The 11759-nt window shown below is 68.6% G+C and carries 13 protein-coding genes; 8 read left to right on the forward strand and 5 right to left on the reverse strand.

Annotated elements, in window-relative coordinates:
- Positions 1-4 precede the first annotated feature (4 nt).
- From rsmA to D477_RS12430, 3 genes are read left to right on the forward strand one after another with little or no spacing between them, the layout of a single operon-like run.
- On the forward strand, positions 5-853 hold the full coding sequence (gene rsmA, locus D477_RS12420; RefSeq protein WP_052510774.1) for a 16S rRNA (adenine(1518)-N(6)/adenine(1519)-N(6))-dimethyltransferase RsmA: 849 nt from the start codon (positions 5-7) through the stop codon (positions 851-853).
- Between the two features lie 30 nt (positions 854-883).
- Entirely contained in the window at positions 884-1819 is a 936-nt protein-coding gene (locus D477_RS12425) for a 4-(cytidine 5'-diphospho)-2-C-methyl-D-erythritol kinase (protein ID WP_005269668.1), read from the forward strand.
- Between the two features lie 31 nt (positions 1820-1850).
- The gene (locus D477_RS12430; RefSeq protein WP_005269669.1) at positions 1851-3734 is read left to right on the forward strand and encodes an ABC-F family ATP-binding cassette domain-containing protein; all 1884 of its coding nucleotides are present in this window, start codon (positions 1851-1853) and stop codon (positions 3732-3734) included.
- Positions 3735-3760: 26 nt separating this feature from the next.
- Here the strand turns inward: D477_RS12430 and D477_RS12435 are convergent, their stop codons facing one another.
- Positions 3761-5404, reverse strand: coding sequence for a LuxR family transcriptional regulator (locus tag D477_RS12435; RefSeq protein WP_005269671.1), 1644 nt, complete (start codon positions 5402-5404; stop codon positions 3761-3763).
- 118 nt (positions 5405-5522) lie between these two features.
- Between D477_RS12435 and D477_RS12440 the strand changes: the two genes are divergently transcribed.
- Positions 5523-6329: a methyltransferase domain-containing protein gene (locus D477_RS12440; RefSeq protein ID WP_005269674.1), complete on the forward strand. Its 807-nt coding sequence runs from the start codon at positions 5523-5525 to the stop codon at positions 6327-6329.
- 63 nt (positions 6330-6392) lie between these two features.
- Here D477_RS12440 and D477_RS12445 read toward each other — a convergent pair whose 3' ends face one another.
- Both D477_RS12445 and D477_RS12450 read right to left on the reverse strand, forming a co-directional pair.
- On the reverse strand, positions 6393-6725 hold the full coding sequence (locus D477_RS12445; RefSeq protein WP_005269675.1) for a GYD domain-containing protein: 333 nt from the start codon (positions 6723-6725) through the stop codon (positions 6393-6395).
- Positions 6726-6805: 80 nt separating this feature from the next.
- Positions 6806-7300, reverse strand: coding sequence for a MarR family winged helix-turn-helix transcriptional regulator (locus D477_RS12450; RefSeq protein ID WP_005269676.1), 495 nt, complete (start codon positions 7298-7300; stop codon positions 6806-6808).
- A 104-nt stretch (positions 7301-7404) separates the two neighbouring features.
- Here D477_RS12450 and D477_RS12455 point away from each other — a divergent pair, with 104 nt between their 5' ends.
- Positions 7405-7980 (forward strand): NADPH-dependent FMN reductase, encoded by a 576-nt coding sequence (locus tag D477_RS12455; RefSeq protein ID WP_005269677.1) that lies wholly within the window; start codon positions 7405-7407, stop codon positions 7978-7980.
- 205 nt (positions 7981-8185) lie between these two features.
- Complete coding sequence (locus D477_RS22700; protein WP_190273566.1) at positions 8186-8332, forward strand: hypothetical protein; 147 nt, start codon at positions 8186-8188, stop codon at positions 8330-8332.
- 36 nt (positions 8333-8368) lie between these two features.
- On the opposite strand, the gene D477_RS12460 is transcribed toward D477_RS22700, so the two are convergent.
- Positions 8369-9028, reverse strand: a complete 660-nt coding sequence (locus D477_RS12460; RefSeq protein WP_202804096.1) for a TetR/AcrR family transcriptional regulator — start codon at positions 9026-9028, stop codon at positions 8369-8371.
- 130 nt (positions 9029-9158) lie between these two features.
- On the reverse strand, positions 9159-9674 hold the full coding sequence (locus D477_RS12465) for a hypothetical protein (RefSeq protein WP_005269679.1): 516 nt from the start codon (positions 9672-9674) through the stop codon (positions 9159-9161).
- Positions 9675-9951: 277 nt separating this feature from the next.
- Here D477_RS12465 and D477_RS12470 point away from each other — a divergent pair, with 277 nt between their 5' ends.
- Together D477_RS12470 and D477_RS12475 are read left to right on the forward strand one after the other, a co-directional pair.
- The gene (locus D477_RS12470; protein ID WP_150110107.1) at positions 9952-11112 is read left to right on the forward strand and encodes an AAA family ATPase; all 1161 of its coding nucleotides are present in this window, start codon (positions 9952-9954) and stop codon (positions 11110-11112) included.
- 22 nt (positions 11113-11134) lie between these two features.
- The coding region (locus D477_RS12475; RefSeq protein WP_043846844.1) for a hypothetical protein at positions 11135-11759 on the forward strand (625 nt) is incomplete at its 3' end.

Here is an 11759-nt window from a genome sequence, read left to right on the forward strand (position 1 = left end):
GGGGCTGCCGCTGCTCGGAGCGGCGGATATCCGGCGGCTGGCCGAGGAGCTGGATGTCCGGCCGACCAAGACGCTGGGCCAGAACTTCGTGATCGACGGCAACACCATCCGGCGGATCGTCGCGGCGGCGGAGCTGGATCCGGCCGAGACGGTGCTCGAGGTCGGGCCGGGGCTCGGCTCGCTGACGCTGGGCCTGCTGGACGCCGCCGCCCATGTGGTCGCCGTCGAAATTGATCCCAAGCTGGCGGCCAAACTCCCCGAGACCGCGCAGAAGTTCCGCCCGGACGCGAACGGAAGGCTCGACGTCGTACTTTCCGATGCGCTCAAGGTGACCGAACTGCCCAAGGAGCCGACCGCGCTGGTGGCCAACCTGCCCTACAACGTGGCCGTGCCGGTGGTGCTGCACCTGCTGGAGCATTTCCCGTCGCTGCGGCACGGGCTGGTGATGGTGCAGGACGAGGTGGCGGACCGGCTGGCGGCCAAGCCCGGCTCGAAGATCTACGGCGTGCCGAGCGTCAAGGCCGCCTGGTACAGCCAGATGCGCAAGGCCGGCGTGATCGGGATGAACGTGTTCTGGCCGGCGCCGAAGATCGCCTCCGGGCTGGTGGGCTTCACCCGGCGCGAGCCGCCGGCCACCCGGGCCAGCCGCGAGGAGGTGTTCGCCGTGATCGACGCCGCGTTCGCCCAGCGCCGCAAGACGCTGCGGGCTGCGCTGGCGGGCTGGGCCGGGAGCGCGGCGGAAGCGGAGGGAGCCCTGCGTGCGGCCAACGTGGACCCGAGCGCCCGCGGCGAGGTGCTCACCGTCGAAGCGTTCGCCCGGATCGCCGAGTGCAAGCGGCCGCTGGTGGCCTGACCTGGAAATTCGCGCTGTGGAGGCAGACTCATGAGCAAGACCCGATCCGTGCGCGTGATGGCTCCGGGCAAGATCAACGTGTCCTTCCGGATGGGCCCGCTGCGGCCGGACGGCTACCATTCGGTTGCCAGCGTGTACCTGGCCGTCTCGTTGTATGAAGAAGTCACCGCGACCAGACGCGACGACGACAAGGTCACCGTGAGCGTCCGCAACGGCTCGCCGCTGCCGCTGGACGTCGAGGACATCCCGCTGGATTCGTCCAACCTGGCCGTGAAGGCGGCGGAGCTGATGCGCTCCCTGTCGGCCCATCCAACGGGCGTGCACCTGGACATCGTCAAGCGCGTGCCGATTGCCGGCGGGATGGGCGGTGGATCCGCCGATGCCGCCGCGGCGCTGGTGGCCTGCAGCGCGCTGTGGGACACCGGCTTCTCCCGCGATGAGCTGGTCCGTATCGCCGCGGACCTCGGCGCGGACGTGCCCTTCGCGCTGCTCGGCGGGGTGGCCGTAGGGCTCGGCATCGGGGACCAGCTGACCCCCGCGCTGGCCCGGCGTGACCTGAACTGGGTGCTCGTGCCCGCCTCCTTCGGCCTGTCCACGCCCAAGGTCTATGCCACCGCGGACCGGCTGCGCGAGGAGGCCGGTTTCACGGCCACCGCGCCGGATGCCGTGGATCCGGCGATCCTGAAGGCCATGCACGCCGGGGACGTCGACGCCCTCGCCAACGCGCTGGGCAACGACCTGCAGGCTGCCTCGATTGAGCTCGCGCCGGAGCTGGCCGATATTCTGGACCTTGGCGTTTCCGAAGGCGCGCTTGCCGGCCTGGTTTCCGGCTCCGGCCCCACCCTGGCGTTCCTGGCCGCGGACCGGCTGGACGCGGAGGAGCTGGCACAGCGGCTGTCGGACGTGGCCGGCGTGGCGGCGATGGCTGTCCACGGCCCGGTGCACGGCGCCCGCATCATGGCCTGACCGGCCCGCAGAACCAACAGAAAGACTGACATTGGCCCACCTGCTCGGCGCTGAGAACATCAGCGTCTCCTACGGCATCCGCACCGTCCTGGACTCGGTCTCGCTCGGCCTGAACGAGGGCGACCGGATCGGTATGGTCGGCCGCAACGGCGACGGCAAGTCCACGCTCATGCGGCTGCTGTCCCTGCGGACGACGCCGGATGAAGGCCGGGTGACCAAGCGCGGCGACGTGAACATCGGCTATTTGGACCAGCAGGACGTGCTCAACGGGGACCTCCCGGTCGGCGTGGCCATTGTCGGCGAGGCCGCGGATCATGAGTGGGCCGCCAACCCGCAGATCCGCGAAATCATGGCCGGGCTGGTGGAGGACGTGGACTGGCACGCCAAGGTCTCCTCGCTCTCCGGCGGGCAGCGGCGGCGCGTCGCGCTGGCCAAGCTGCTCATCGAACCGCATGACGTGATCATGCTGGACGAGCCCACCAACCACCTGGACGTCGAGGGCGTGGCCTGGCTGGCCCGGCACCTGAAGGAGCGATGGCGCCCCACCGAAGGCGCGTTCCTCGTGGTCACCCACGACCGCTGGTTCCTCGACGAAGTCTGCACCCGCACCTGGGAAGTCCACGACGGCACCGTGGATCCGTTCGACGGCGGGTACGCAGCCTACGTCCTTGCCCGCGCCGAACGCGACCGCATGGCCGCCGTCGTCGAAAATAAGCGCCAGCAGTTGGTGAAGAAGGAACTGGCCTGGCTCCGCCGTGGCGCCCCCGCGCGCACCTCGAAGCCCAAGTTCCGGATCGAGGCGGCCAACGAGATCATCGCCGACGTGCCCGAACCGCGGGACAAGGTGGCCCTGAGCAAGATGGCCACCGCGCGGCTCGGCAAGGACGTGCTGGACCTCGAAAAGGTCAGCTACACGCCGCCGCCCCGGGAATCGGACACTAACGACGGCGGTGCGCCGCTTTTCGACAACATCACCTTGCGCCTCGCACCGGGGGAGCGGTTGGGCCTGGTCGGCGTGAACGGCGCCGGCAAGACGACCCTGCTGCGCCTGCTCAACGGCGAGATCCAGCCGGACTCCGGGAAAGTCAAGCGCGGCAAGACCGTCCAGACCGCCATGCTGACGCAGGAAGTGCGCGAGCTGGACGAGCTCATGGACCTGCGCGTCATCGAAGTCATCCAGCGCGAACGGCAGGTCTTCAACGTCGGCGGCCGCGAAGTCTCCGCCGGCCAGCTGGTCGAGCAGCTCGGCTTCTCCAAGGAAAAGCAGTGGACGCCCGTGCGCGACCTCTCCGGCGGTGAACGCCGCCGCCTGCAGCTGCTGCGCCTGCTCGTCGGCGAGCCTAACGTGCTCATGCTCGACGAACCCACCAACGACCTCGACACCGACACCCTCGCCGCCGTCGAGGACGTGCTGGACGGCTGGCCCGGGACCCTCGTCGTCGTCTCGCACGACCGCTACCTGCTCGAGCGCGTCACCGACCACCAGATGGCCCTGCTCGGTGACGGCAAGCTGCGCGGCCTGCCCGGCGGAGTCGACCAGTACCTGCAGCTGCGCGAGGAGGCCTTAGCCTCCGGCGACCTTAAGGGAACGACGACGGCGCCCGACGCCGCTTCCGCCGGCAGCCCCTCCGCGGGCAGCCCCGCCGGTGCGCAGGCCGGAAGCGCCGCCGCCAAATCCGCGCACACGGAGGCCGAGAAGCGCCAGGCCAAGAAGGACCTGAACCGGATCGAACGGCAGCTGACCAAGCTCACCCAGCAGGCCGACAAACTCAAGGAGCAGATGACCGAGTCCGGCTCCAAAGCCGACGTCGACTTCGAACTCCTCGCCGACCTGAACAAGAAGCTGCAGGACGTCGCCGCCGAGCAGGAGGAACTCGAAATGGAGTGGCTCGAAGCCTCCGAAATCCTCGAGTAGGCCACGGCGTCCGCAGCCGGTGGCACCTATACCAGCGGCATCTTCGGGCTGGCGTGGGCCTGGGCTTCGGCGCGTGTTGCAAGCCCGAGTTTGGCGAGGATGCTGCCGACATGGTGTTCGACGGTGCGCTTGCTGATGAACAGGCGGGCCGCAATCTGGCTGTTGGACAACCCTTCGGCGATCAGGCGGAGCACCTCTTCTTCACGCCGGGTGAGCGGACCGCCGGGGCGTGGGGCACTGCGTGAATGATGGCCGAGCTGCCGGAGGAGCAGGGCGGCGGCGTCGGCATCGCGGGCCGCGCCGAGCCGTTCGGAATCGTGGAGGGCGGCGAAGGCTTCGGCTGCAGCGGAGGGCGGTTCAACCGCAATGAGTGCCCGGGCCAGGGCCAGCCGCGATCGGACATGCTCCAGCGGCAGCCCCGCAGCCTTGAACTCTGCCGACGCCGCTTCGAGGTGGGGGATCGCGGCGGCATCGCCCCTGGCAGCGGCGCAAAGGCCCAGCGTAAAGTCGGCCAACGCCCGGTACTGCACCAGGCCGGTCGCAGCGGCGAGGACACCCATCTCGCATGCCAGGCCCGCAGCCCGCTCGCGGTCGCCCAAAGCCAGGTACACCTCGGCCAGCACAGCGGTCTCCGGTGCGGTCAACAAAGAGCCGCCGGACGCAGCCAACTGCTGCCGCAGCAAGGACGCTGCACCGCTGGCATCGCCGTTGGCCAGGCGCAGCTGAGCCAGCGGGCGGGCCGCAGCGGCGTCGGTGTCGCTGCCCTCGAGCAGGACTGCCGCCTCGCCCAGGCGGCCTTGCCGCAGCCGAAGGTCGGCAAGACGCACAACCGCACCTGCCCGCAATGCCCGGAAGCCGCCGTCGTAGTCGGCGATGGCGGTGACCAGGCGCCGCTCCGCCTCCGGCCACTCACCTGCGGCGATGAGGATACCGCCGTAATGCATGCCGCAGACCGCCGGAACCCAGGCCGCATGCTCACTGCGGCCGAAACCGGCCGCCACATCCATCCACTGGCGGGCACGCTGCACGTCCAGCGTCAGCTCGGAACAGAGCAGCATCTTGCAGAAAATTTCCCCGGCCGCCTGGTAGTCACGCACCTCGCCGGCGAGCGCCCCGGCAGCTGCCTCATCGATCAGCCGCATGCCGGCGGAAATCCGGCCGCCCAGCACCAGCGCCAGACCTGTGTAGCTGCGGGCGCACAACTCGAGATCCTGATTCCCGAGCCTCCGGCCCAGCTCAGAGGCCACAGCGGCATGGCTGCGCATCGCCTGCAGATCGCCGCTGGCAAGGCAAGCAGCCAGGTGGACCCAACCTGTCTCGACGCAGTCTCCGGCCGCGTCCGCCAGGGTCTCGCCCCGAGCCATCCAACCATTAGCCGCAGCTGAATTCCCGCACACGGCGCCATAGAGGAAGCTCAGTTCCCGCGCGGCGATCAGTGCCGGCAGCCGGACCTCGCCGCGCCTGCGGTACAGCACGAATGCCTTCTCGTAGAGCCCGATTGCGGCTGCGAAATCGCCGGCCCACTCCACTGCCCGCGCCAAGCCGTACGCCGCTTCCGGCCCCGGCTGGGATTTGAGCGCCAGCGTGAAGTGCTGCCGCGCGCTCATCCAGTCACCGCTGTCCAGCGCGTTCCGGCCGTCGATGAGGAGCTGCTCCATCGCGGAAGCCATGCCCCATTTTACGGCGGCGGCCGCTGGGGTGCAGTGAAATGGGGCCGCAGATGGGTGCAGCCACCCATGCTTCCTGCACTGGAACGGCGGATGCTGAAGGTGTCCGGAAGAGGTGGGCATGATGACAGCGCAGGAGACGTTCCAACTGGAGATGGCCTCAGCCGAGGCCTACGAGGCCCGGTTCGTTCCGGCCATGTTTGCGGAGTGGGCGCGGGAACTGGTGGCGGCGGCCGGCGTGGCGCCCGGACAGCGCGTGCTTGATGTCGCCTGCGGCACCGGAATCGTCGCCCGTACTGCCGCCGAGATCGTGGGTCCGGCTGCCGTCACCGGTGTGGACATTAATGCCGCCATGCTTGCGGTGGCTTCGCGGGTCCGGCCGGAGATCACCTGGCTGCCGGGAGATGCGGCGGCCTTGCCGGTGCCGGACGAGGCCTTCGACCTCGTGCTTTGCCAGATGGCGCTGATGTTCTTCCCGGATCCCGGGGCGGCGCTGCGGGAGATGGCGCGGGCCGCGGCCAACGGCGGGACCGTCGGCGTGGTGGTTCCGGGCCGGCTGGAAGACCAGCCCGCTTACGGTCCCTTCGTCGATCTGGTTGCACGGCATGCCGGGCGGGATGCAGCGTCACTGCTGGGAGTCTACTGGGCGTGCGGAGACACCGGCAGGCTTCGCCGGCTCTTCGCCGAAGCAGGCCTTCCATTAGTGGAAATCGCCACCCGGACCGGTATCGCCCGGTACGAGTCGGCGGACGACTTCGTGGCAGTGGAGGTCGAGAGCACGCCGCTGGCGGAACGGTTGAGCGCCGAGCAGTTCGAGCTGATCCGTTCCGGTGCCGGCAATGTGCTGGAGCCGTTCACCGACGACGACGGGGGACTGGCTGTTCCGCTGCAGGGCCATATCGTCCTAGCCACCAAAAACGCGGACTGATGCCGCCTGCCCGACACGGCGGGCGGCGTCTGCTTGCTTTGCTGCGTGGCGGCTGCAGGCTCCTCAGCTGGTGCCGGGGACCTTGTACTGGACCAGCTGGTCCGCGTTCTGGAGGGCCTGCAGCGTCTCATCCACGGTCAGCAGCACCGTTGTATCCAGCGAGATGACCGCGCCGCCTGCGCTGATGGCCAGCACGACCGAGGCCATCGAGACATTGTCGGGTGCCTCCCACAGCGTGTAGCCGTCGTGGTCCCCGAAGGCGTACCAGAAGCCGTGGAGCCTGCCCCCGACCGACTCGATGTAGGACTCGGTAGCCTTCCGGCGGTCCTCCGGCTGTTTGATCATCCGCGCCCAGGTCTCCGGCGTGTAGCTGAACTTCGACAGATAAAGCGGCATCGTCTTCCCCTTGTTCGCCGTGGATCGCCCGAGTCTGATTGTCCTCCGGCGGCCGCGGATGGGGAAGCACGGCGCGGGTCTTAGCCCTTCTGGACGCCGGGGTTCACCCAGAGGCCGGCTTCCCGGATGGAAGCCTGGATCTTCATGGCGGCGGAGTGCAAGGCCTCGCGCTCCTCCTCCGTCAGCGGATCGAACACGTTCTCGCGGACGAAGCTGACGTGGCCGGGCGCCGCCTTCACGATCGCATCGCGGCCGGCCGTGGTCATCATGATGTTGAAGCCGCGCAGGTCCGTGGGGCATTCGGCGCGTGCCACGAGCCCCTTGGTTTCCATGCGTTTGAGCAGATGGGAGAGCCGGCTGCGCTCCCAGCCCAGTTGCCGGGCCAGGTCGCGGGCCCGCAGGATACCGTCGTCGGCCTCGGAAAGCGCGGCCAGCACGGAGTACTCGACCCCGGACAGCTCCGAGTCGCGGATGAGCTGGCGGTCCATCGCCGATTCAAAGCCCCACAGCAGCTCGCGCAGCGCCCGCCAGATCTCCTGTTCATGCGCATCGAGCCATCGGGTGTCCGAGCTCACAGCCACTTCCCTCCGTTATGGTTGACATTTCAAGTTTCTCTGAGGCATGATTGACGCGTCAACAAAAACGACGACGCGTCAACAAGACCTGAAGGGGTTTACACATGACCAAGATCGCCATCATCACCGGAAGCACCCGTCCCGGCCGCGTGAACAAGCAGGTTGCTGAGTGGGTCCTGGCACAGGCTGCCGGCCGCACCGATGCTGACTTCGAGCTTGTCGACATTGCAGACTTCAACCTCCCGCTGCTGGACGAAGCCTACCCGGCCGCTTACCAGAACTACCAGAATGACCACACTAAGGCATGGTCGGCCAAGATCAGCGAGTTCGATGGCTTCGTCTTCGTCACCGGCGAGTACAACCACACCCTGACCCCGGCACTGGCGAACGCCCTGTCCTACCTGAACGTCGAGTTCAACAACAAGGCCGCCGGCATCGTCTCCTATGGTTCCATGGGTGGCGCCCGCGCCGCCGAGCACCTGCGCAACGTGCTCTCCGAACTGCAGATCGCGCACGTCCGCAACCAGGTCATGTTCTCCCTGTTTACCGACTTCGAGAACTTCTCCGAGTTCAAGCCGACCGAGCAGAACGCCGGCACCCTGGCCCCGATGCTCGACCAGCTCGTTCCGTGGACCCGCGCCATGGAGTCCGTCCGCGCTGCCGCCGTCGCCGCCAGCTAAGCACACCCCAGGCCTTCCGCGCCGCCGACCCGGCGCTGAACACCCGACAGGCCCCGGCCCTTTGGACCACAAGTCCGAAAGGCCGGGGCCTGTTGTTGTTGCTTCCACAGGCGCAGGAATTCCCAAGGCGAAACCGGTACGCTCAGGTCAGGAGCTGCAGCGCGGCGCTGGGTTCCCGCGGGGCATACTAGGGGGAGGAAAAGCGATGCAGGTTGACTCGTATGAAAGGGTCGAGTTCCACGTGAGCGAACGCCAGGAAGCACGACGGCGGCTGGTGCTGGCCGTGGGGGTCGTACTGATTGTTTTCGGTGCGGCCGCGTTGACCTGGGGCATCATCCTGGCCCTGACCTAAAGGCCCAGGGCACGCCAGAGCCCGTCGGGGCCGCGTCTAGTCTGCGGCGCCGAGCAGGAACGAGGCGATGGCTTCGCGGAAGACGGCAACACGGCGGGTGCGAGCGGCCGGCTCCTGGTGGCCGGATTCGAGCAGGCTGCGGAACGCCAGGCCTTCAACCAGCGCGGTGAAGCCGCGGGCGAGGGTGTCCGGCTCGGTGGAACCGAGGACGCCGAAAAGCTCGCTCATCTGTGCCTGGGAGACGAGCACATCCGAAATGATGCCGGCGAACTCTTCCCGCTCGGACAGCTCCAAGGTGAGGGCGATGCGGGCCTTGATGTGGTGCGGCCGGGCGCTGAGCTGGATGTCCAGGTAGCGGGCGATGTGCGAGGCCACATCTTCAATGTCGCGGCCGCCGTCTACGGAGTCCGGCACCTGGAGGTCGGCCGCCTCGAAATCGGCGGCCGAGCGCTCCCGCAGGTAGTTCACGATGGCTTCCAGCAGCTCATCCCGGGTCCGGTAGTAGTAGCTGGTGGACCCGGACGACAGGTCCAGGCGGGTATCGATGGCGCGGTGGGTCAGGGCGCGCAACCCCTCATGGGCGATGATTTCCGTGGCTGCCTCGGCGATGAGCAGGCGACGTTCGGTGCGATGCTCCGGCTCTCCCGCGGTGCGGGCGGCGGCCTGGTGCTGGGCAGGGGCTGTCAACGGTTCCACGGACAAGTGATCTCCTGATGGGTGCGGGCATCTTGGTTCGACTCTACCGATGTAGAGTACCGTGCTTCCGGCAGTCCCGGAGTCCATCCCGCGGCATCGACGCGGGTCGTCCGGAAAAATATGGTGAACCTCACGGCTGTGCGCCCGTCGGTGGGAGCTCCTCAACGATGCTGGTGCCCTGCTCGGGGCGTGATTCCCACTGCCACGTCTCGCGGAACTGGACCCGGCCGTCGTCGAGCACGGAAATCCGCGATTCGCAGACGCCGCTGGCGGTCTGCAGGTCGATGTTCAGGTGCGAGTAGCGGAAGTCCAGCCGGTCACCGCTGCGGGTGCCGACCAGATAGCCGCGGACCACGGCGCCGCCGGCGTATTCGGCCCAGATGACCTTGCCGTCCTGGTGGTAGCGGAACAGCGTGGTGGCGCCGACTTCTCCCGAGGCTGTGTTGGCAACGGGGGCGAAGACCTTGCCGTCGATGATCGCTGCTGCAGCCGCCGGATCGACGGGCGTCGGAGTGGCCGGGGCGTCGGGTCCGATGCCAGCGTCCGGTTCCGTGCCGTTGCTGACGGGCTCGGAGCCCGGGGCGGCGCCGGCGCCGTCCGCGAGCAGCTGGGTGTTGTCATTCATCGGTGTGACGGATTCAGACATGCAGCCCAGCCTAGGGGCCGACGCCACTTGTTGTGAATTGGAGGAGGTGCTTGGCGGCCCGTTCGGACCTGAATTAGCTGCGCCAGCGGCCCATCGGCTGGACCTCTGCGGGGGTCAGAGCATGCCTTTCCTGATCACCCGCACATCCCAGCCTACAAGGGTGGAGGCCTGTCACTGAATCGTTACAGTTTCGTGTCGGTCACTGGCCACGCATAGGGACGGTCAGTATGCTGAGCCCAGATGCAACAGCGCCGACGTTGGGGAATGTGTGGCAGGTGTGAGCAGTGAACCAGTACAAAAATCCGTGTACAGCCATGGTTCGGGGGCCGGTAACGGGGGAAATGCAGTCTTCGTAGGACGCCGCGAGGAGCTCGACGGCGTGGCGGCGGCACTGCGCGATCCCGCACGCCTGGGCGCGCTGCTGGTCGGCGGTGCCGGAATCGGCAAGACCGCGCTCGCCGTCGAAGCGCTGCAGGGGTTTGCCGCGACGCACCATGTGGTGCACGTGCGCGGCAGCGCCGTCTCGTCGAAGGTGCCGTACGGGGCGCTGGGGTATCTGCTCAGCGAATTGCCCGAACGCACGCTCAACCATCCGGTGATGGCATTCCAGGGCCTGTCGAGGTTGCTGAAGGAGCAGGCGGCCGGCCGTGGCGTACTGCTGCAGGTGGACAACGCCCACGAACTCGACCCGCTGTCCGTGGCGGCGGTGGTGCAGTTGGCGCTTTCCGGCCAGGCGCGGCTGCTGGTGCTGGCCCGGGAGCTGGCGGGCGCGGCCGAGGATTTCGTGCAGCTGTGGTCCGAGGGGCAGCTCGAGCGCCTGGACCTGGCGCCGTTCACGCAGGCAGAGGCGGAAGCCTTCGGGGAGCAGCTGCTTGGCGGCCCGCTCTCGCGCAGTGCAGCGGCCGAGCTGTGGGGGCAGACCGGCGGCAGCCCGCTGTACCTGCGCCTGCTGATCCGCGAACAGTGCGACGCCGGCACGCTGGTGCTGCAGGACGGCGTGTGGGACCTGGCGGGCCCGATGGTGCGCTCGGGCGAGATCGCCGATGTCGTACACGCTCAGCTGGCCCGCCTGCAGCCCGGCGAGCGGCGCATCGTCGAGCTGCTGGCGTTCGCCGGTGAGCTTCCGCTGGAGGTGCTGCTGCGGCTGTCGGATCCCTACGAGCTGGACCGGCTGGAGGAAGGCGGCCACCTGCTTATTTTGCCCGCCGCCCCGCCCCGTGGTGCAGCTGAACCAGCGGCTGACCGCGGAGGTGGTCCGGGAGGCGGTTCCCCCGGCCCGCAGCCGGGAGCTGTGGGAGGGGCTGGCCGCCGTCGTAAATGCGGAAGGGATTCCGGCCGGAACACTGGTCGGTTTCGCCGCCTGGAGCCTCGATTGCGGGGTCCAGCTGGAGGCCGGGACCGCGCTGGAGGCGGCGCAGCGGGCGCGGAACCTGCATGATCCGCAAGCCGCCCTGCGTTTCGTGCGGAGCGTCCCGGGGCACCGCGCCGATCCGGAGCTGGTGCTGGAAGAGGCGCTGGCGCTGCACGCGCTGGGCCAGCTCGCCGAGGCCGCAGGCATCCTCGAGGCAGCGCTGCCTTTGGCCCGCGGGAACCTGCGGCTGTGGGTGCGCCTCGGCGTCGAACGGCACCGGGTGCTGCGGCGGTTGCCGGGTCGGACAGCGGAGGCTGCGGCCGTCGTCGTTACCATCCGGAATACGGTAGCCACTGTGCCGGACCTTAACGACGGCGGTGCCCCGTTGGCGTGGGAGGCGCTGCTGCTCGAGGCGGAATTCGCCGCCTTCGAGGGCCGGCACGCCCAGTTCCCGGCGCAGCTTGAGGACCTGTACGGCAACGATGCGCTGCCGGTGGGAATGCGGCTCTACGCCGGCTGCCTGCTCGCCGAGGCGTGGGCGCTGACCGGGCGCTGCCAGGACGCCCTGGCCGTGGCGGCATGGCTGGAAGCCGGGGCCGCGAATCCCGCGCTCTCGCCGTCGATGCGCGACACAGTGCTGGTGCGGCTCTTCGAGATTCTCCTCGGCAGCGGGCACTGGCAGCGCTGCCGGCAACTGCTGGCCCCGCGCAAGGGGACGCCGCCGGTGGGAGCCG

The sequence above is a fragment of the Arthrobacter crystallopoietes BAB-32 genome (genome assembly GCF_000328305.2).
Classification (GTDB): domain Bacteria; phylum Actinomycetota; class Actinomycetes; order Actinomycetales; family Micrococcaceae; genus Crystallibacter; species Crystallibacter crystallopoietes_A.

Bases quoted from the DNA above. Each gene is read 5' to 3' on its own strand.
- D477_RS12425 (WP_005269668.1), top strand. From the start codon at position 884: ATGAGCAAGACCCGATCCGTGCGCGTGATGGCTCCGGGCAAGATCAAC.
- D477_RS12435 (WP_005269671.1), bottom strand. From the start codon at position 5,404: ATGGCTTCCGCGATGGAGCAGCTCCTCATCGACGGCCGGAACGCGCTG.
- D477_RS12440 (WP_005269674.1), top strand. From the start codon at position 5,523: ATGATGACAGCGCAGGAGACGTTCCAACTGGAGATGGCCTCAGCCGAG.
- D477_RS12445 (WP_005269675.1), bottom strand. From the start codon at position 6,725: ATGCCGCTTTATCTGTCGAAGTTCAGCTACACGCCGGAGACCTGGGCG.
- D477_RS12455 (WP_005269677.1), top strand. From the start codon at position 7,405: ATGACCAAGATCGCCATCATCACCGGAAGCACCCGTCCCGGCCGCGTG.
- D477_RS22700 (WP_190273566.1), top strand. From the start codon at position 8,186: ATGCAGGTTGACTCGTATGAAAGGGTCGAGTTCCACGTGAGCGAACGC.
- D477_RS12465 (WP_005269679.1), bottom strand. From the start codon at position 9,674: ATGTCTGAATCCGTCACACCGATGAATGACAACACCCAGCTGCTCGCG.